Source organism: Novosphingobium marinum, assembly GCF_013408095.1.
Classification (GTDB): domain Bacteria; phylum Pseudomonadota; class Alphaproteobacteria; order Sphingomonadales; family Sphingomonadaceae; genus Novosphingobium; species Novosphingobium marinum.
The window spans coordinates 731,604-751,329 of sequence record NZ_JACBZF010000002.1; the positions used below are offsets into that span (position 1 = coordinate 731,604).

Annotated in this window: 19 protein-coding genes; 11 read left to right on the forward strand and 8 right to left on the reverse strand. The window is 64.8% G+C overall.

All coding sequences use genetic code 11. The annotated features are described in order from the left end of the window. Nucleotides 1-61 precede the first annotated feature (61 nt). Genes FHS75_RS08330 through FHS75_RS08345 form a run of 4 tightly spaced genes read left to right on the forward strand, consistent with a single transcriptional unit; the run spans nt 62 to nt 4,537 of the window. A complete protein-coding gene (locus tag FHS75_RS08330) occupies nt 62-1,924 on the forward strand; it encodes a TonB-dependent receptor plug domain-containing protein (RefSeq protein ID WP_179407210.1) in 1,863 nt (620 codons plus the stop codon). Continuing rightward, entirely contained in the window at nt 1,924-2,838 is a 915-nt protein-coding gene (locus tag FHS75_RS08335) for an ABC transporter substrate-binding protein (protein WP_179407211.1), read from the forward strand. Before FHS75_RS08330 ends, FHS75_RS08335 begins: the two co-directional genes overlap by 1 nt. Next, on the forward strand, nt 2,835-3,797 hold the full coding sequence (locus tag FHS75_RS08340) for a FecCD family ABC transporter permease (RefSeq protein ID WP_179407212.1): 963 nt from the start codon (nt 2,835-2,837) through the stop codon (nt 3,795-3,797). The genes FHS75_RS08335 and FHS75_RS08340 overlap by 4 nt, the downstream gene beginning before the upstream one ends. Then, entirely contained in the window at nt 3,797-4,537 is a 741-nt protein-coding gene (locus FHS75_RS08345) for an ABC transporter ATP-binding protein (protein WP_179407213.1), read from the forward strand. The genes FHS75_RS08340 and FHS75_RS08345 overlap by 1 nt, the downstream gene beginning before the upstream one ends. A gap of 9 nt (nt 4,538-4,546) precedes the next feature. Here the strand turns inward: FHS75_RS08345 and FHS75_RS08350 are convergent, their stop codons facing one another. Together FHS75_RS08350 and FHS75_RS08355 are read right to left on the reverse strand one after the other, a co-directional pair. Further along, nucleotides 4,547-6,781 carry a M3 family metallopeptidase gene (locus FHS75_RS08350; RefSeq protein ID WP_179407214.1) on the reverse strand — a complete coding sequence of 745 codons (2,235 nt, stop codon included), beginning with the start codon at nt 6,779-6,781 and terminating at the stop codon, nt 4,547-4,549. Between the two features lie 143 nt (nt 6,782-6,924). After that, nucleotides 6,925-7,551 carry an HdeD family acid-resistance protein gene (locus FHS75_RS08355; protein ID WP_179407215.1) on the reverse strand — a complete coding sequence of 209 codons (627 nt, stop codon included), beginning with the start codon at nt 7,549-7,551 and terminating at the stop codon, nt 6,925-6,927. A gap of 364 nt (nt 7,552-7,915) precedes the next feature. On the opposite strand from FHS75_RS08355, the gene FHS75_RS08360 reads away from it, so the two are divergent. Next, on the forward strand, nt 7,916-8,869 hold the full coding sequence (locus FHS75_RS08360) for a zinc ribbon domain-containing protein (protein ID WP_179407216.1): 954 nt from the start codon (nt 7,916-7,918) through the stop codon (nt 8,867-8,869). A 68-nt stretch (nt 8,870-8,937) separates the two neighbouring features. On the opposite strand, the gene FHS75_RS08365 is transcribed toward FHS75_RS08360, so the two are convergent. Then, a complete protein-coding gene (locus FHS75_RS08365; protein ID WP_229735515.1) occupies nt 8,938-9,405 on the reverse strand; it encodes a hypothetical protein in 468 nt (155 codons plus the stop codon). Nucleotides 9,406-9,491: 86 nt separating this feature from the next. Between FHS75_RS08365 and uvrA the strand changes: the two genes are divergently transcribed. Further along, the gene (gene uvrA / locus FHS75_RS08370; RefSeq protein WP_179407217.1) at nt 9,492-12,425 is read left to right on the forward strand and encodes an excinuclease ABC subunit UvrA; all 2,934 of its coding nucleotides are present in this window, start codon (nt 9,492-9,494) and stop codon (nt 12,423-12,425) included. A 24-nt stretch (nt 12,426-12,449) separates the two neighbouring features. Here uvrA and FHS75_RS08375 read toward each other — a convergent pair whose 3' ends face one another. From FHS75_RS08375 to FHS75_RS08390, 4 genes are read right to left on the reverse strand one after another with little or no spacing between them, the layout of a single operon-like run. Beyond that, complete coding sequence (locus tag FHS75_RS08375) at nt 12,450-13,016, reverse strand: helix-turn-helix domain-containing protein (protein ID WP_179407218.1); 567 nt, start codon at nt 13,014-13,016, stop codon at nt 12,450-12,452. Further along, nucleotides 13,000-13,440: a hypothetical protein gene (locus FHS75_RS08380; RefSeq protein WP_179407219.1), complete on the reverse strand. Its 441-nt coding sequence runs from the start codon at nt 13,438-13,440 to the stop codon at nt 13,000-13,002. Before FHS75_RS08380 ends, FHS75_RS08375 begins: the two co-directional genes overlap by 17 nt. Before the next feature lie 40 nt (nt 13,441-13,480). Further along, the gene (locus FHS75_RS08385; protein WP_179407220.1) at nt 13,481-13,807 is read right to left on the reverse strand and encodes a hypothetical protein; all 327 of its coding nucleotides are present in this window, start codon (nt 13,805-13,807) and stop codon (nt 13,481-13,483) included. A 58-nt stretch (nt 13,808-13,865) separates the two neighbouring features. Beyond that, on the reverse strand, nt 13,866-14,396 hold the full coding sequence (locus tag FHS75_RS08390; RefSeq protein ID WP_179407221.1) for a helix-turn-helix domain-containing protein: 531 nt from the start codon (nt 14,394-14,396) through the stop codon (nt 13,866-13,868). Nucleotides 14,397-14,927: 531 nt separating this feature from the next. On the opposite strand from FHS75_RS08390, the gene FHS75_RS08395 reads away from it, so the two are divergent. From FHS75_RS08395 to FHS75_RS08415, 5 genes are all read left to right on the forward strand, one after another. Beyond that, nucleotides 14,928-16,367 carry a hypothetical protein gene (locus FHS75_RS08395; protein WP_179407222.1) on the forward strand — a complete coding sequence of 480 codons (1,440 nt, stop codon included), beginning with the start codon at nt 14,928-14,930 and terminating at the stop codon, nt 16,365-16,367. 89 nt (nt 16,368-16,456) lie between these two features. Continuing rightward, nucleotides 16,457-17,020: a peptidoglycan recognition protein family protein gene (locus FHS75_RS08400; protein WP_179407223.1), complete on the forward strand. Its 564-nt coding sequence runs from the start codon at nt 16,457-16,459 to the stop codon at nt 17,018-17,020. 473 nt (nt 17,021-17,493) lie between these two features. Next, a complete protein-coding gene (locus FHS75_RS08405) occupies nt 17,494-17,949 on the forward strand; it encodes a CHRD domain-containing protein (protein WP_179407224.1) in 456 nt (151 codons plus the stop codon). A 100-nt stretch (nt 17,950-18,049) separates the two neighbouring features. Then, nucleotides 18,050-18,478 (forward strand): CHRD domain-containing protein, encoded by a 429-nt coding sequence (locus tag FHS75_RS08410; RefSeq protein WP_179407225.1) that lies wholly within the window; start codon nt 18,050-18,052, stop codon nt 18,476-18,478. 110 nt (nt 18,479-18,588) lie between these two features. Beyond that, the gene (locus FHS75_RS08415; protein WP_179407226.1) at nt 18,589-19,023 is read left to right on the forward strand and encodes a CHRD domain-containing protein; all 435 of its coding nucleotides are present in this window, start codon (nt 18,589-18,591) and stop codon (nt 19,021-19,023) included. Nucleotides 19,024-19,051: 28 nt separating this feature from the next. On the opposite strand, the gene FHS75_RS08420 is transcribed toward FHS75_RS08415, so the two are convergent. Continuing rightward, nucleotides 19,052-19,639 (reverse strand): septal ring lytic transglycosylase RlpA family protein, encoded by a 588-nt coding sequence (locus FHS75_RS08420; RefSeq protein WP_179407227.1) that lies wholly within the window; start codon nt 19,637-19,639, stop codon nt 19,052-19,054. Nucleotides 19,640-19,726: the final 87 nt, after the last annotated feature.

Here is a 19,726-nt window from a genome sequence, read left to right on the forward strand (position 1 = left end):
CGATCGGCGCGCGGGCCTCTCGCCATGAACGGCATGTCGTTCAATGGTGGAGGCCCAACCTGTGAAATACCTTGCAATACTGAGTACGTCGCTCGTCGTTGCCCAGCCCGCGCTGGCGCAGGGAGCGTCCGAGAACGAGATCACCGTCGTCGCCGCCGGCCTGCCGCAGCAGGTCGACCGCACCGGACAGTCGATCAGCATCGTCGGTGCCGAAGAGATCGAGGCGGTGCAGGGGCCGGACCTGTCGCGCGTGCTTGAGCGCCTGCCCGGCGTCACGCTTACCCGCAACGGCGGTCTCGGCGGCTTTACCGGCCTGCGCGTGCGCGGCGCCAATGCCGAGCAGGTGCTGGTGCTGGTCGACGGTATTCGCGTTGCCGACGTCGCCGCGCCCGGTGGCGGATACGATTTCGGCAACCTCGCGGCGAGCGGACTGGAAAAGGTCGAGCTGCTGCGCGGATCGAACTCGGTCGTCTGGGGATCGGAAGCGATCGGCGGCGTCGTGGCGCTCACCTCGAAGAAGATCGAGGGCGTCGAGGCCGCTGCCGAATACGGTGCGCGCGACAGTTTCGACGGGCAGGTGAACGGCGGCATCGCGGGCGACGGCTACGGCCTTTCGGCTGGCGGCGGCTACACGCGGACCGATGGCTTCTCGCAAGCCGCCGTCGGAACGGAGCCCGACGGCTGGCGGCAGTGGCGCGCGCACGGGCGCGGCTATATAGGGCTGACCGACCGGCTGACTGCCAAGGCCGCCGCGCGCTACAGCGACAGTCGCCTCGACATCGATGGCTATCCCGCGCCGGACTACACGTTCGCCGACACGCCCGAATTCCAGCAATCGCGGGAGATGAACGCGCGCGCGGGGCTGGACTACGTGGACGAGACGCTCGTCCTCGACGGCGGCTTCCAGCTCTCGGATACGCGCCGCGAATATGTCGACCCGACGTTCGGTCCCGCGCCGTACTACGCGACGAAGGGCCGCGCCGAACGCGCCGAGATCAAGGGCAACTGGACGCCCATCGGCCTTGTCCGCATCGATTTCGGCGCAGACCACGAATGGTCGCGCTTCGCCGACAGCGACGGGACGGAGAAGGCGCGGCTGGCAAGCGGGCACGTGCTTGCGGGGTGGTACGGACGGGGCTTCGCGCTGGCTGCGGGCCTGCGGATCGACGACCATTCGCGCTTCGGCTCCGAATGGACCTTCGGCGCGAACGGCAGCTACGCGCTGTCGCCCGACTTGCGCCTGCGCGCTTCCTACGGCGAGGGCTTCAAGGTGCCCACGCTCTACCAGCTGTTCTCGGACTACGGGAACGGCGCGCTCGCTCCCGAACGGTCGAAAAGCTACGACGCCGGTATCGAGTACGGCAATCGCAACGGGCGGTTTCATGCCGCGCTCACCGCGTTTCGCCGCGATACCGCGAACCTCATCGACTACGTCTCGTGCTTCTCGGTGGCCGACCCGCTGTGCGAAGACGGGCGGTTCGGCTTTTACGCCAATGTCGGAAAGGCGCGCGCGCAGGGCATCGAGATCGAGCTGGCCGCGCAGCTTTCGGAACGGTTCCGCGCGCAGGCGGCCTACACCCTGCTCGATGCCGCGGACAGGACGCCCGGCGGCGCCAGTCGCGGCAACGAGCTTGCCCGCCGTCCGCGCCACGCGGTCACCGTATCGGCAGACTGGCATAGCCCGCTTGCCGGGCTGACGCTGGGCGGCGACGTGCGCATGGTCTCGGACAGTTTCGACGATGCGGGCAATTTCACGCCCATCGACGGGCACGCGCTCGTCACCGTGCGGGCCAGCCTGCCGGTGAACGAAGCTTTCGAGATCTACGGGCGTGTCGAGAACCTTGCCGGTGTCGAATACCGGACGGTCGCCGGATACGGCACCCCCGGGCGTTCGGCATTCGTCGGAGCGAGGGCGCGATTCTGATGCGGACGGCGGCGCTCCTTCTTGCGCTTCTCCTCGCGGCCTGTTCGCGCGGGGGACAAGAAGGCGCGCCGCCTGCCGACCTGCCGACCATCGTATCGCTCAATCCGTGCAGCGACGCGGTGCTGCACGAAATTGCGGCTCCGGGCCAGTTGCTCGCGGTTTCCTCGTGGAGCCACCACCCCGCATCGAGTTCGATGGGTGTCGAGGCCGCGCGCCGCTATCGATCGGTGTCGGGCACGGTCGAGGAAGTGCTGGCGCTCGAACCCGATATCGTCGTGGCGGGCGCGTTCCTGCCGCCGGCGACCGAGGCTGCCTTCGCCGACCTCGGCTTCCGGGTCGAGAAGCTGCCCATCGCGGCGAGCATCGCGCAAAGCGAAGCGCAGGTACGCCGCCTTTCCGCGCTGGCAGGGCGGACGGCAGAGGGCGAGCGGCTGGTTGCGCGGATCGATGCGGCGCTGGCAAGGGCCGCTCCCGGTCCCGGCCCGGCGCTGCCAGCCGTCGTGTGGCAGTCGGGCGGGATCGTGCCGGGCAGGGACACGCTGATTGCCGATGTCCTGGAGGGCACCGGGTTCGCGAGTTTCAGCGCGCTGCGCGGGATGGGGCAGGCCGATTACCTTCCGCTCGAAACGATGCTCGCAGATCCGCCGCGCGTGATCTTCGCCGCCGGCAATGCCGCGTCCAACGATGATCGCCTGCTCGCGCATCCCGCGCTGGCAAGCCTTGCGGAGACGCGGCGCGAGCGGCTCGATCCCTCGCTCCTCTGGTGCGGCGGCCCCACCATCGCGCGCGCCGCCGAGCGCCTTGCCGAAGTGCGCGACACGGTCGCGGCCCTGCGCAAGCAGGGACCCCTGGCCATCGACGACATGCCCGACCGGCAGGAGGCCGCTGCCTTCGCAAGGCCTCGGCAGCGGTGACGCGCACGATCCCGCTGCTGCTGGCCGGGCTGGCGCTGGCGGTGCCGCTGTCGCTGCTCGCCGGGCGGGTATGGATCGATCCCTTCGCACCCGAGACGCGCAACGCCGCCGTCATCCTGATGGAGCTTCGCCTGCCGCGTGCGCTGCTGGCGCTGGCGGTCGGCGCGGGGCTTGGCGCGGCGGGAGCCGCGATGCAGGGTTACCTGCGCAACCCGCTCGCCGATCCGGGCCTGTTCGGCATCGCGCCGGGCGCGGCGCTGGGCGCGGTGCTCAGCTTCTGGACGGGCTACGCCGCCGCGCCGTTCGCACTGCCGCTGTTCTCGCTGGTCGGCGCGGCGGGCGCGATGGCGCTCCTCTCGCTCATCGCCGGGCGCGAAGGCGGGGTCGCGCTGTTCACGCTGGCGGGCATGATGATCGCCAGCCTTGCAGGCGCGCTGATGAGCCTGGCGATCAGCCTTGCACCCACGCCCTTCGCGATGAGCGAGATCGTGACCTGGCTGATGGGCGCGCTGGTCGACCGGTCCTGGCGCGAAGTCTGGATCGCCGCGCCGCTGACGCTTCTCGGGCTCGGCTTCCTGCTCGTCGCTGCGCGCAGCCTCGATGCGCTGACGCTGGGCGAGGCGGCGGCGCGGTCGCTGGGCGTCGATCCGCGGCGGCTGCAAATGCTGCTGATCGCGGGCGTCGGCCTGACCGTGGGGGCGGGCGTCGCGGTTGCCGGGATCATCGGCTTCGTCGGGCTGATCGTGCCCCACCTCGTTCGCCCGCTGACCGACCGGCGTCCTTCCTCGCTGATCGTGCCGAGCGCGCTGGCGGGCGCGCTGCTGCTGCTGGTCGCGGACTGCCTGTGCCGCGTCCTGCCGCTCGCGGGCGGGGAACTGCGGCTGGGCATCGCGCTCAGCCTGATCGGAGCGCCGTTCTTTCTCCATCTCCTGCTGCGCATGCGCCGGGGGCTGGCGTGATGCTGGAAGCCCGCGCCGTCACCGTTCGCGAGCGGCTGGAAGCGGTGGACGCGGTGTTGCGCCCCGGCGAAGTCGTGGCGATCTGCGGACCGAACGGCGCGGGCAAGTCGACGCTGCTGTCGTGCCTTGCGGGCCTGCTCGCTCCCGATGCCGGCGAGGTCCTGCTGGGCGGCACTTCGCTTTCGGCGCTGCGGGCTTACGAACGCGCGCAGGCCATCGGATACCTGCCGCAATCGCCCGAAGTCGCCTGGGACGTCAGTGTCGAGACGCTTGTCTCGCTCGGCCGCATACCCTGGCGCGGCGTTCCCCGGGCCGAAGCGCAGGGTGCCATCGAAAACGCCATCGCGGCGATGGAACTGCACGAATTGCGGCATCGCCCCGTCTCGCGGCTTTCCGGCGGGGAAAAGGCGCGCGCGCTGATGGCGCGGGTGCTGGCGACCCGCCCGCGCTGGCTGCTCGCCGACGAGCCGCTCGCCAACCTCGACCTTGCGCATGCCGCCACGCTCGTCGCGATGCTGCGCCGGCAGGCCGGGGAGGGGCGCGGCGTCGTGCTCGTCCTGCACGACCTTGCGGCCGCGATGAACCATGCGGACCGCGTGATCGTGCTCGACCGGGGCCGCCTTGCCGCCGACGGCACGCCAGCACAGGCGCTGGCCGAGCCGGTGATCGAGCGCGTGTGGCATGCAAAGGCCCGCTGGCTCGGCGAACCGGGCCAGCAGGCCTTGAGCTTGCCCGGCTGATGTCGGGTATTACCGGATGCCCGTCTCGTCCCCGCCGCTCGTCGCGGTCGCGCCCTCGATGAGGCCGCGCGCCTCGAGCATGGGTTCGACGCGAGGGTCGCGTCCGGCGAATGCCTTGTACATCTCGAAGTAGTCCTGCGTCCCGCCCCGGCTGAGCACGGTCGCGCGGAAGTGGTCGCCGTTCTCGCGCGTCAGGCCGCCGTTCTCGCGGAACCAGTCACGGCTGTCGCGGTCGAGCATCTCGGTCCACAGGTACGAGTAGTACCCTGCCGAATAGCCTGCAGGGTTCGAGAAGATGTGCCGGAAGTACGAGCTGCGATAGCGCGGCGGCACCAGCGAGACTTCGAGGCCGAGCTCCTTGAGCGCCTTTTCCTCGAATGCGTCGACTTCGGCGGGCGTGTCGATCGCGGCGGCTTCCTCCGCCGAAAGCGCATGCCACTTCATGTCGAGCAGCGCCGCCTCGACCACTTCGCCCAGTTCGTAGCCCTGGTTGAAGCGCGCCGCTTCCTGGATTTTGTCGATCATCTCGGTCGGGATCGTCGCACCGGTCTCGTGGTGCTTGGCGTAGTTCGCCAGCACCTGCGGGTCGGACGCCCACATCTCGTTCACCTGGCTGGGGTACTCGACGAAGTCGCGCGCGACCGCCGTGCCCGAAAGCGACGGATAGGTCTGGTCGGCGAAGAAGCCGTGCAGGGCGTGGCCGAATTCGTGGAACATCGTCTCGACGTTGTCCCAGCTGACGAGCTGCGGCTCGCCTTCGGGCGCCTTGGGGATGTTGAGCACGTTGTAGATGACGGGCTTGGTGCCGAACAGCCGGTTCTGGTCGACGAAGTTCGACATCCACGCTCCGCCGCGCTTGTTGTCGCGCTGGAACGGATCGAAGTAGAAGACGCCCAGCTCCGAACCGTCGCGGTCGAACACCGTGTAGGTCCACACGTCGGGGTGATAGACGGGCAGGTCGTCGCGGCGGCTGAAGCTCAGGCCGTAAAGCTGGTTCGCGGCATGGAAGATCCCGTCCTCCAGCACCGTGCGTACCTCGAAATAGGGCTTAACCGCGTCGGGATCGAAGTCGTAGCGCGCCTTCTTCACCTTGTCGGCGTACATCTGCCAGTCCCACGGGCGAACCTCGAAGTTCTTGCCCTCGTCCGCGATCGCCTCGTTCAGCATCGCCGCCTCGCGCCGCTGCGTGGCGGCGAGGGCGGGGACCATGCGCTGCATGAAGCCGAGCGCGGTGGTCGGATTCTCGGCCATGCGGTCCCACATCTGGTAGGTTGCCCAGTCGGGCTGGCCGAAGATCGCGGCCTTCCTCGCACGCAGCGCGGCGATCTCGGCGATAAGCGCGCGCGTATCGGTGTCGCCGCCCTGCTCGGCGCGGCTCCAGCTCTTCGCGAAGAGCGCCTCGCGCGTGTCGCGATCCTGCAGGGTCGAGAGCAGCGGCTGCTGCGTCGTGTTCTGAAGGGCGATGACGTACTTGCCGGGCATGCCGCGCTCGGTCGCGGCCTTCGCCGCCGCCTCGATCTCGGCATCGGACAGGCCGGCGAGCGCGTCGCGGCTGTCGACGACCAGCGCGTTCTGCTTGGTCGCCTCGGTCAGCTTCTGCGAGAACTCGGTGGTGATCGTCGAGAGCCGGGTGTTGATCTGCTTGACCTCGTCCTTCTGGGTCTCGGTCAGCATCGCGCCGGCGTGGACCATCTGGTCGTAGGTTTCCTCGAGCAGCTTGGCGTCCTCGGGCGTCATCGCCATCGCCGCGCGGTTGTCGTAGACCGCCTTCACCCGCTGGAAAAGCGCGGGGTTGAGCGTGATCCCGTCGAAGTGCGCGGACAGCCTGGGGCTGACTTCGGCATCGATCGCGTCGAGCGTGTCGTTGGTGTTCGCGCCGGTCAGCGCATAGAACACGGTGGCGACGCGGCCGAGCATGCGGCCGGACTTTTCCAGAGCGACGATGGTGTTGGAGAACGTCGGCGGCGAGGGGTTGTCGATGATCGCCTGCACTTCGGCGTTGTGGATTTCCATCGCCTGCTCGAACGCCGGGCCGTAATCGGCATCGTCGATCTGCGTGAAATCGGGAGCCTGGAAGGGCAGCGAGCTGGGCTGCGCGAAATAGCCGGTGCCCTGGGGGATGTCGGCGGTGGCGGGAGCCCCTGCCATCGGCGGGGGCGGTGTGTCGGGCATGGTGGTGCATCCTGCGAGCATGGCCGCTCCCAGCACTGCTGGTGCGGCGGCGGCCTTAAGCCGGGTCTTCATCAACGTGAAATCTCCTGTCGGTCAGGCAGAGGGGGGATGGCGGCCGCATCGGGGCCGCCGGGTCTGCCCGTGCTGTAATGGCGACAGGTTGAACCAGCGATTGACCGGCTTTGCAAGGCCCTCGCAAGGCAGGCTCCCGCGCCTCAATCCTCGCGGCGTTTAAGCCGGAACGCCAGCGCGACGAGCGCGATCCCGCTGACGAGCGCCCAGAACCCGATCACCCAGCCCAGCGAGAGCGCGGTGACGGCGGGGCTGGCGAAGGCAAGCCAGACGAGGGCGAGGCCGAGCAGCGCGGTCAGCGCGCCCGACGCCGCCAGCAGCCACTCGTTCGCGATCTCGCGCCGCATGCGGATCGCCGCGACCGCCTGGCTCACCCCGGCGACGATGGCCCAGAGCGCGATCAGCCACACGGTCAGCAGTGTGTAGGTGAATGTCGAGAGGAGCGGAAAGACCACGAACAGCGCGCCGATGGCGATCCCCGCGATCCCGGTCACGATCAGCGCGCCCCATCGCTCGGCCCGCTCGCCAGCTCCCCTGACCGCGCTGATCAGCGAGGCGACGCCGTCCGCGAAGCTGAAGGCGGCGAAGACCATCGCGAAGGCGAACAGCGTCAGACCGGGCGCAAGGATCGCGATCACGCCGAGCAGGATCGAAAGGATCCCGCGCACGAGGAACCACGACCAGTTGTGCCGCGGCAACCGTCCCGGCAGCCAGGCGCTGCCCGTGGCCAGCGTCGCGCCTGTCATGCGATCGGTTGCGCTATCCTGCATGTGCCCCTCGGTGTCGATTGAACCCGGTTAATCAATGCGCGGCACGATGCAGGAGTTCCGGCATGCCCCTGGCCAAGTACGAATTGCACGATGCGATAATCGCCGGGGCCAGAAAATGAAAGTTGAGGCAAAATGTTTCAGTTCAAGAAAAAATGTTCGACGACAGATGCTTAGTCAATAATCTCGCGGACTTGCATCTTTAGCTAATTTGCACAACCATAAGTTGCGATTCGCAACGCTTCGTGTGGATGATCGAACGTGATCACGCGATCTGGTCCCTTTAGGGCCCGTCTTGCGACCAAAGCCGTCTGCTGATCAATGGCCCTTGGGGCCTTTTCGCAGACGATGATAACAGGAGGGCAACGTGGCGCTCATCTCCTGCGAGGAATGTGGAAAGCAGGTTTCCGACAAGGCAGCAAATTGCCCGCACTGCGGTGCTCCTGTCGAAGTCACCCAGAACGTGACGTGCGAGGAATGTTCTGCGGACTATCCGGCGACATCCGATAATTGCCCGAACTGCGGAGCCCCGAACGACAGTCTCCCGGCAACGGGAGAACCAGCGCCCACGATGGGCGCGAGGCCACCTGCCACTCCTGCAGGACCGCTGGCCGCGCCGCCGCAGCCCGAACCCGTCGATACTGACGGCGAAAGCGATAAACGCAAGAAGCGCAGCATTATCGCGACCGGTATCTTCATCTTGTTTGTTATTGGGATCGTTGCCTCGAAGATTGCTGCCACCAACAACCGCGAGCGGGAGAGCAAACAGTTCCTCGACACTATGTCCGCGATGTCCTCTTCCGATCGAGATACGGACACCGGTAGCGACGCAATGGCAGAGGCAATGGAAGAGGATGCGGACGTCTTGCCACCGCGCCCGGTCGCGCCGGTGACGAGCTCCGGTTCCCAGCGCTTCGACCGGGCAAACCTGATCGGACAATGGACCTGCCATGCCTCCACTGACATTGCGAACCACGAGGGCGAGTTCATCTATTCGGCTGACGGGACGGGCACAAGCAGCGTCTACTCGGCCGGACAGGACAATGGCACCCCGTTCCAGTCGAGACTCGATTTAAGCACCCGCTGGCGCCTCCAGGGATCGAACCTTGTGGAGACCGTGACTGGCGTCGAAGTCCGGTTCTTTTCGGTCAACGGCCAGCAAATCTACGATCGCGCGTTCCTCTACGACCGGAGCAAGAGCCTGGTCGGACAGGAGGAGACTTCGCGCATCACCCGGCTGTCGGGCTCACAACTTACCTATCGCGATTCAGTTGGGTACGAGACCGAGTGCAGGAAGGGCGGCATGACGGGCAATTCGTGAGCCGCTTTCTCCGACCCTGCTCAACCCGGTTACGTCGATGAGGCAGGGCCAGGCGCGCGGAAGCAGGCCTAGCGTGCGCAGGCTTCGTAGTATCCGGCGCGGCAATCGGCGACGTCGGCGCGCCAGTCGGCCATGGCCTGCTCGTAGCGGCGGCGGTCCTCGGTGTAGCGCCGGGCATCGCGTTCGTAGTCGGCCTGCCGCGCCTCGTACTCGGCGAGGTCCTGCGCATGCTCGTCGCGGGCGCGGCGCGCGCGGTCGTAATCGCGCCAGCCCTGCGCGTAGCGGGCATCGCGTTCGCGCACGTATTCGAGTTCGCCGACATTGAGTTCGCGCGTCAACTCACGGTCGCGCGCGATACCCTCGGCGTCCATCGCCGGATCGAACGGATCGTCGGCCAGCGCCGGTCCCGACAAGATCGCCGATGCCGCCACCGCCATTGCCGCCAGCACTGCCTTCAAGCGCTTCTGCATGATTTCCTCGCCTTCCCAGTCCCTTGCCGCGAGAATGCCCTGAGCGGCCCGCCAAGGCAAAGCCATTGCGATGAGCCGAGCGCATCCCATCTTGTGCCGGTATCCCCCCGCGCCGCTTGAATGGCGTGAACAAATCTGGAACACGGCATTTCATGAGTCTCACCCACATCACCGTGCGCGGGGCGCGCGAGCACAATCTCAAGGGCATCGACATCGCGCTCCCGCGCGAGAAGCTGATCGTCATCACCGGTCTATCTGGGTCGGGGAAGTCGAGCCTGGCGTTCGACACGATCTATGCCGAGGGGCAGCGCCGCTACGTCGAATCGCTGTCGGCCTATGCGCGCCAGTTCCTCGAGATGATGCAGAAGCCCGATGTCGAGCACATCGACGGCCTCTCGCCCGCGATCTCGATCGAGCAGAAGACGACGAGCCGCAACCCGCGCTCGACGGTGGCGACGGTGACCGAGATCTACGACTACATGCGCCTGCTGTGGGCGCGGGTCGGCATTCCCTATTCGCCCGCCACCGGCCTGCCGATCGAGGCGCAGACGGTTTCGAACATGGTCGACAGGGTGATGGCGCTGCCCGACGGCACGCGGCTCTACCTGCTCGCGCCGGTCGTGCGCGGCCGCAAGGGCGAGTACCGCAAGGAACTGGCCGAGTGGCAGAAGGCGGGCTTCACCCGCGTGCGCATCGACGGCGAGATCTACGGGATCGAGGATGCACCCGCGCTCGACAAGAAATACAAGCACGACATAGAGGTGGTGGTCGACCGCCTGGCCGTGCGCGAGGGGATCGAGACCCGGCTCGCCGACAGCTTCGAGACGGCGCTGCGGCTTTCGGACGGGCTGGCCTACATCGATCTTGCGGATGGGACCGTGGCGTCGTTGCCCACCCCCGACCCCTCCGGCAAGCGGGAGGGGATCGAGACCGAGGCAGCCGAAGGCGGCAAGATGAAGGGCGCCGGCCTGCCGCCCAACCGCATCGTCTTTTCCGAACGATTCGCCTGTCCGGTCTCCGGCTTCACCATCGAGGAGATCGAGCCGCGCCTGTTCAGCTTCAATGCCCCGCAGGGCGCGTGCCCGGCGTGCGACGGGCTGGGCGAGAAGCTGCTGTTCGACGAGCAGCTCGTCGTCCCGAACGAGGCGCTGAGCCTCAAGAAGGGCGCGGTCGTGCCGTGGGCGAAGTCGAACCCGCCGTCGCCCTATTACATGCAGGTGCTCTCAAGCCTGGCGAAGGAATTCGGCTTCGGGCTCGAAACCCCCTGGGCCGAACTGTCGGATGAGCACCGCGCCGTCATCCTTTACGGCACGAAGGGCAAGCCGGTGCCGCTCACTTTCCAGGACGGGCGCAAGAGCTACACCGTCAGGAAGGCGTTCGAGGGCGTAATCGGCAACCTCAACCGCCGCATGCTCCAGACCGAGAGTGCCTGGATGCGCGAGGAGCTGGGCAAGTTCCAGACCGCGCAGCCGTGCGAGACCTGCCATGGCAAGCGCCTCAAGCCCGAGGCGCTGTCGGTCAGGATCGCCGGCTCCGACATCGCCGACGCTACCCGCCTTTCGGTCGCGGATGCGTACAAGTGGTTCGGCTCGGTCGAGGACAGGCTTACCGACCAGCAGCGCCAGATCGCCCGCGCCATCCTCAAGGAAATCAACGAGCGGCTGGGTTTCCTCAACAACGTCGGGCTCGATTACCTCAATCTCGACCGGACGAGCGGCACGCTGTCAGGCGGGGAATCGCAGCGCATCCGGCTTGCCAGCCAGATCGGCAGCGGGCTTTCGGGCGTGCTCTACGTCCTCGACGAGCCGAGCATCGGCCTGCACCAGCGCGACAACGACCGGCTGCTCGAAACGCTGAAGCGCCTGCGCGACCTTGGCAACACGGTGATCGTGGTCGAGCATGACGAGGATGCGATCCGCGCCGCCGACCACGTCGTCGATCTCGGCCCCGGAGCGGGCGTCCACGGGGGAGAGGTCGTCGCCGAAGGCACGCTGAAGCAGGTGCTCAAGTCGAAGCGCTCGCTCACCGCGCAGTACCTGACCGGCGCCCGCGCCATCGAGGTTCCGGCAAAACGCCGCAAGGGCAACGGCCACAAGCTGACCGTGCACGGCGCGCGGGCGAACAACCTGCAAGACGTCACCGCCGCGATCCCGCTCGGCACCTTCACCTGCATCACCGGCGTATCGGGGTCGGGCAAGTCGAGCTTTACCATCGACACGCTCTATGCGGGGGCGGCGCGCGCGCTCAACGGCGCACGCATGATCGCGGGTGCGCACGACCGGATCACCGGCCTCGAATTCTGCGACAAGGTGATCGAGATCGACCAGTCGCCCATCGGCCGCACCCCGCGTTCGAACCCGGCGACCTATACCGGCGCCTTCACCCAGATCCGCGACTGGTTCGCAGGCCTGCCCGAGGCGCAGGCGCGCGGTTACAAGCCGGGGCGGTTCAGCTTCAACGTCAAGGGCGGCCGGTGCGAGGCGTGCCAGGGCGACGGCCTGATCAAGATCGAGATGCACTTCCTGCCCGACGTCTACGTCACTTGCGAGGAATGCGGCGGCAAGCGCTACAACCGCGAGACGCTGGAGGTCCGGTTCAAGGGGCTGTCGATCGCCGACGTGCTCGACATGACGATCGAGGATGCGGAGGGCTTCTTCAAGGCGGTCCCCCCGATCCGCGACAAGATGGCGATGCTGAACGAGGTGGGGCTGGGCTACGTCAAGGTCGGCCAGCAGGCGACGACGCTGTCGGGCGGGGAGGCGCAGCGCGTGAAGCTGGCCAAGGAACTGTCGCGCCGCTCGACCGGGCAGACGCTCTACATCCTCGACGAGCCGACCACCGGCCTCCATTTCGAGGACGTGCGCAAGCTGCTCGAAGTGCTCCACCGCCTTGTCGACCAGGGCAATTCGGTGGTGGTGATCGAACACAACCTCGACGTCATCAAGACCGCCGACTGGATCGTCGACCTCGGACCCGGCGGCGGCGTCCGCGGCGGCGAAGTCGTGGCCGAAGGCACGCCGGAAAAGGTGGCGGCCTGCGAGGCGAGCTTTACCGGCGGGTACCTGCGGGAGATGCTGGGGAAGTGACGCAACCCCTCGATTTCGCCGCGATCACTTTCTCGCCAGGACGTACGAGGAGCGGTCCTCGCCCCCGTCCGTTGCCCTTGCCGGACCGGTCCAGCGGTGCGCCTTCGCGGATTGGGCGAGATACGCATCCATCTGCCTCAATCCTTCCTTCGATAGCTTCACGAAGCATCGGCGCAGGTCGCGCTCGTCGGTTTCGCGGGCGACCAGTCCGCGCTTTTCCAGCAGCTGCAGCCAGCGCAGGCCCGTCGTCGGAGGGACATCGGCGCCGATGCACGCGCTCGTCACGCTGATCCTGCGCTTTTCCAGCGTGGCGATGTACAGGTCGAGAAGGATGTCCCAGGCCGGTTCGGCAAAGAGGTCTTCGGGAAAATGCTCCTTGCGGAAACGTCGCGCGCCATACAGTTCCCTTGCCCGCGCCAGCAGGTAACGGTCGGTTGCCGGGCGGGATGGCGCGGAAACCGGTTCCGCCGGCCCGATCTGCGCGATCAGGTCCTGCAGCTGGCCCGCAATTTCCGAGAGCTTTCGCCGGATGTCCGGTTCGCCGTGGTCCTTCGCGAAGGGAACGACCGAGTTGCTAGCCCGCCCGGTCATCGGCGCGCGATCCCATGCGCGTCCGGCGCCGGTGGCATGCGATCGCGCATCCCAGGACTGCGAACTGGAGGTATTGCGGCACCGCCATCATCGCCCAGTAGACGACGTTCTTCCCGTCCACCTGCATCAGCACCGGGATGTGCGCCAGCACCACGACGAGCTGCAGCGCGGCCATGCCGATGGGCCAGAGCCGGTTCGCCCACAACGCTATCCAGACAAGTGCGACCAGGACGGACGTATCCACCGCCGCCATGACCGGATCGACATAGAGGAAGTCGAACTGCCCGATGATCGCGCGGTTGAGGACGCCGAGAAACAGCGATGCCCCGAGGATGTTCGCAACCTGGCGTTCCGGCTTGCCGCCGAGGCGATGGGCCAGGAAAACCAGGGCGGCCAGGACGGCCACGGTTAGCAACAGACGCATGCCGTACGCGAAACATTCCCCGGGTCATCAGGTCAAGGTCTCAGGCGGCTTCGGCTTCGCTATCCACAAGCGCGGTGTTGAGGTCCGGGCAATCCTGCGCCAGGTCGCCGTGAACCTGCCGGTCGATGTCCGCCAGCTGCCCGTGCACGCGGCCGAGGTCGTTGCCCGCCGAAAGCAGGCTGGTCTGCACCTTGTGGAGGCGCAGCAGCGCTTCCTGCCCGAGGAAGGCGCTTTCGGCGACCGCGCGCCTGCCGGCCACCATCGCCGCGAACAGGTTCGCCTGCTGCAGCAGTGCTTCGTCGAGCGCGGTTTCCGCCACGGAAAGCGCATTGCCGACACGTACGCGATTGATATTCTCGATCATCATCAACCTCTCTCGCTCCAGGCGGGCCGGAATTGGCCCGGGGGGTCCGAGAGGCGGACGATCAGGTCGCGAGCATTTGCGACACCGATTCGTAGATCGCCGCGGTGCCCGCTCCTGTCAGGACAAGCACGAATGCAATCGCGGCGATCAGACCGAGCCGGAAGAGCCACCCGTGCCCACCGCCCAGCCACTCGGGAACGATGCGATTAGGATCTTCTGGGCGGGGCGCGGAATCCTGTTCGATCGGATTTCGAACAATCAGGCCCTGCTCGAAGCTTGCATCGTCCTGTCCGGCACTGTCGGCAAAGGCGGAGCTGTGGGCGACGTCCGGCGATCCATATACGAAATCCCCGGATAGGACCGTTTCGGATTCGACGAGCTCGCGGTACGTCCTGGCCAGCTCCGCCCGGTTGCCCAGGCCGAACTTCGCCTTGGCAAGTTTCACGCGCTGATCGACCGTATGCGGCGAGATTCCGAGGATGCGCGATATCTGCTTGGAGGTCTTGTGCTCGATCAGCAGGTCCAGGACTTCCCGCTGCTTGGCGGTGAGGGCATCCAGTCCCGTACCCTCCGATATATGATCGACTGACATGGCGAGCATCCGTTTCGAGCGTTGATGTAGCTAACATGAACCTCCGAATCGGTGTGATCAATTAGGTAAAAGCCCATAGTCTCAATATGATGCATTGCTGCAACGCAGTGTAATCGGGCACGGGAGGAGAGCGCGGTTAGCTAAATGGGCTGTCGGAGGTGTCCGTGTCGGGGGACATGCGCGGGCTCCCCGGAAATGCTCACCCGGCTCGGCGAATGGGGCGCATCATTCGTGGCGATCAAACACTAACCTCGACGTCATCGAGAGAGCTTTGACCGGATCGTCAGCTTCAGCCCCGGCGTCCGCGACGGCGAGATCGTTGCGCGAGGGACGCCGGAAGAGCTAGCACCTTCCGAGACGATTTTTGACGGCGGTAATCTGCGGCGGGATGTTGGTGGAGGTCGAAAGCTTATGAATGCGATAAGGTCGGAAGGAATTACTCTGACTGAACGGTATCTTTCCGGCTTGGGTCAACGTAGCTTTTTGTCCCTTTGGTCTCACTCCAATTTATTTCGAGACAAATCCAAGGAATTGGCAGACCTCACCGTAGTTTGCGGAAATCACGTTATTATCTTCAGTGATAAGTTAATAAAATTCAATGAATCTATCGATATAAATACCGCTTGGCTTAGGTGGTATAATAAGGCTGTTCTAGCTTCTGCTAAGCAGCTAAAAAGAGCGAAAGGGTGGATAATGCGCCACCCAGACCGGATATTCTTCGACAATAAGTGCGCAAATGCGGCATGCTTGTTTGATAATATCGATCAAGATCTTGAAATTCACCTGGTTGCCGTAGCGAATGGCGCTGCAAGTCCGTGCATAAGGCACTTTGAAGGCGGGAGCGGTTCCTTGATCGTGCGCCCTTCAGAAAATGTGAAAAAACCAGAGCTCTTTTCCATCGGTAATCCCGGAGGAGAAAGCGAGTTCATCCATGTCTTTAATGAGGCAAACCTAAACATTGTTCTTCAGGAACTAGATACTTTAGGAGATTTACTTTCTTATCTGAGGGCGAGAGAAAAAGTATTCTCAAACGATAGCCTTCTATACGCGGCCAGTGAAGAAGATTTGTTGGCATTTTTTCTTACAGATATAAATGAAAAGGGCGATCATGACTTTGTAGTAACAAGTCGCCAATCCTTGAGGGGAGATAAAAAATTTCTTATCGATGAAGGATTATACAATTCTTATATAACACGTCCAGAATATAAAAGGAAAAAGAAAGCAGACAAAAAGTCGTATCTTTGGGATAGGATGATAGAGAGGTTTTCGACAAACTTAAATAATGGAACCCTTGTTCCTATTCCAGAAGAAATGTCTGAATTTGATGGCCGGCATGGTGGTGCTGAAATCGGTTTGAGGTACATGGCTCTACAGCCTCGCGTTGTTCGCAGAGCACATGTTTCGGCGATATTAGGCGCGTTTAAATCACTGAGTAAGGCTAAAGCCGATAGATTCTCCAGGGCTATGCTTCCGGATAGTGAATCGGGAGATGGGACGGGGTTTTTTATAATTCTATTAAATAGGAAGGGGGTGCTAAGTTCATGGACTGAAGAAGAGTACAGAAGATATAGAAGTCTTTTATGTTATGCCTACGCTCAAAATCTGCTAATGCGCCGGAGAGACTTGTTGCGTGTCGTCGGCATTGCAACAGAGGGTGAGTTAGGATCGGGTAGATCAGAAGATCTAATATTTCAATCGCAATTAGTTTGGGACGAAGATATTGAGCGAAAAACCTACGATTTAGCCAATAAATTCAATGTATTTTCAAACGTTTCAGAGCAAAAGTTTTCGGAAGATGAGTATCCTAAAACTGAGTTAGGCTTGCGTGGAGGATATGCGCCGATCCCCTATAGATTCTTCGAACCACCTAGGCTGGATGATCGTCATTCGATTGTTGGTAATCGGGCGCAGCGTAGGGCCCAAAAATCAAGAAATCGACAGACGTCCGCTCGCGGTAAAAGGCGGCGCTGACTGGCGCTTTTGTGGGGCAATTGGTCGCATTCTTCGCAAGTGTCCAAATGAAAAGAAGCATGATGGTGTTATGCAATCGGATACACACAATGGTACAGATCATCGACCGGACGGCGGAGACCGCGCAGATCTTCCAGACGCGCAACGGGCGCAATATCTTCTCTCACGGGCGCAACGATGCACGGCGGCCCACGGGCAATCTCCAAGGGGTGATCCTCCACCAGACCGCCTTCGTCTCGCACGACATGGCGCGGATGAACTACATCATCGCCAACTACATCGTCATGCAGGACGGGCGCATCCTGAAGGTGCGCGATCCCTCGATGATGCTCAATTCGATCGGCACCAACCGCCGCTCCATCGATATCGAGTTCGTCGGGCGCTATCCCGACGCGCGGACCGCGCATCGCGCGCACGGGGCGGGCGGGCCGCCGCCGGCGCAGGTGATGCAGGGCCGCGCGCTGGTCAAGCACCTCAAGGAAACCTACGGCCTCACCCACGTCTATGCCCACGTGCAGTTCACCGTGAAGAACTGCCCCGGCCCGCACCTGTGGTACAACGTCGGGCGCTGGGCGATGGACGATCTGGGCATGGCCACCGCCTCCACCCCGCTGCCGCGCGGCTGGGACAGGGAGGAGCTGGCGGTCGCCTGACGCGTCGCAGCCGGGCCTTCACGTCCTCCGGCGGAGCATGCCGGGGACTGCCGCCAGCGGTGTCACCGCCGCGCCGGAGCCTTGCGCGGGCGTTGGGCGCGCGTACGGCACGCTTCGGCTCTGATCGCACAACCGATTGAAATTGCGTGACGTTTCTTCACAGGACGGCGGCTCGCAGGCGTTTCCCCTCTTCACCCTCGGCCGTCGTCACAACCTTCGGAACCCGGTTGCCGACGGCGAAAGCGCCGCGGCCCGCGTCGCCGGGTCCGGGCCAAGGGTCGGGGGCACTCTTGGGGGACGTCCGTGCCGAGCCCGTCGGCGCGGGCGGGGCGGGGGCTTCTACCGGGAAGCCTCCGCCGTACCCCTCCTTCCCCGCCTCGGGTCCCGTGTCAGGTCCGGAGCGGGCGCGGCCCTTCCGTCCGGCGGCGGCGCGGGTTATACTGCGCTCCGCCTCGAAGAGGAGGGGGCGCCCCATGGCCTTGCCTTCCCGATCAAGCCTGGCTTGTTACGTGCTTTGCGCTCTGCTCGTGCCGGGCGCCGCGCCCGCGCTGGCCGACAAGCGCCTGCCGATGGCCAGGGAAATCCACGCCGATCTCGTCGGCGAAACCCAGGTGCCGTTCCCCGGCGACGTCGACTGCACCGGCCGTTTCACCGGCATGGTCAACCGCGAAACCCGCCAGCTGTGCTACGAGATAAAGGTCGCGGACATCTCCGAGGCGACGAAGGCGGTGCTGTTCGTCGGCGATCCGGGAGAGCAGGGCACCCCGCTCCTCGAACTGCAGCCGCCCGCCACGGGGTTCTCCAGCGGCTGCGTCGCCATCGCGGACGACTTGTCAGAGCACCTGATCATGTTTCCCGAATTCTACTTCGTCAACGTCATGACCGCCGGCTATCCGGGCGGCGCGATTCGCGGGCAGCTCGCCGAATAGCCCCGAAAAACAGGCTTTTGTTGCAACGGGCGGCGCGGTATCCTGCGCCCGCCTGCCGGATGCGGTGCCGTGCCGCCCGGCCTACGGGAGAGCCAAAGCCATGACCAGAACCGCAACCTGCCTGCTCGCCACCGCCGCCGCCGCCGCGATCGCGCTGCCGGCCCACGCCTCGGCCGCGACCCTCGTCGCCAGCCTCGCGGGCGCGAACGAAACCCACGAAGGCGACGCCTCGGGCACCGGCGTCTTCACCGCCGACGCCGATGTCGACTCGGGTGACCTTTGCTACACTCTCGCCGCGGAGATCGAAGGTGAACCCATGGCAGCCCACATCCACAAGGGCGCTGCCGGTACCGACGGTGCTCCCGTCGTCACCCTCGAAATCACCGGTCCCGAAGACGATATCTGCATGGCGGTGGAACCCGACGTGCTTAAGCCCATCCTCGCATCCCCTGCGGACTACTACGTCAACGTCCACAGCGCAGCCTATCCGAAGGGCGCAGTGCGCGGGCAGCTCGAAAAAGGTGGATGACGAGCGATTTCAGCACCCTAGAGGGTTACGCCCTGCCCTCAAAAAGTATATGACCCTGAGGTGAACGGGCACGTTAGCGGGAAAGCAGTCCGTTCCGAAAGGTTACGGACATGAAAATTCCGTGGAAGGTGCTGGCGCTAGGGGTTCTGACGGGTTCCATTGCGTCTCAGGGTTCGGCGACGACGAGTTCGACGGCGCGGATCGGCGCGCTGCTCGCCGGTGTGTACGAACCGAGGGGCGGAGACAGCGATGGCGGCGGATCGCTGCTCATGGAAGTCGATGCCGAAACGGGGCGAATTTGCTACACGCTCACCGCCCGTCGGATCGCACTGACCAACTCGGCGAGCCTGCACCAAGGCGAACAGTGGAAGCGGGGACCGGCGGTTCTGGCACTGGATGTGACCGGGCCGGACGGGGACGTGTGCACCGCCGCCGACCCTGACCTGGTTCGGCGCATGATCGCGCAGCCAGAGTCCTATTACGTGAACATTTCCAACTGGCAGTTTCCCGACGGAGCCCTTCGCGGACAGCTCGAAGCCAAGTAGGTGGAGCGTATTGCCCGAACGATCCCGGTCAACTGGTCAGGAGCGAGAGGCGCACCGCGCCGTGACCGCGCTTCAAAAGCCCGATCTGCTTGGCCGCTGCTTCCGAAAGGTCGATGACGCGAGCGCGATGGAACGGTCCGCGGTCGTTGATCCTGACAACAACCGATTTCCCGTTGCGACGGTTGGTTACGCGCACCTGGCTTCCGAAAGGCAGGGTCCTGTGAGCAGCGGTCAGGCCGGTATGCCGGAACGTCTCGCCGCTGGCGGTACGCTTGCCGGAGAAGCGGCGCCCGTAATAGCTGGCGTTGCCTCCCGCGATCTCCATTTCCGACACCACCCCGGGAGAAGGCTCCGCTTCGTCGGCGTCGTTCCTCGCCTCGGCAAGTGCGGGTGCATCTGCCGGGGCCTCGGTCTCGACGCCTTGGACGCTGGCGACGCCGGTACCGAGCGGCACGCGCTCGGGCGACGAAGACTCGTCCGCATACCCAACGGCCAGAGCCGCAGACGCGGGTAGCAGCAGCGCCACCGCACCGACCAGATATTGGCGCTGGCGCTTCAGATTTACGAAAGCTTTCAACCGCTTGCGCCGCGAAGGGAGGTGTGTCTGTTCATTCATATCGCCTTCAGGTTCTACCATGAATGTGCGGAAATGAACACAGTCGTCCGCTCGACCGAGCGCGTATCGCGAACGCCTCGGCTGTCG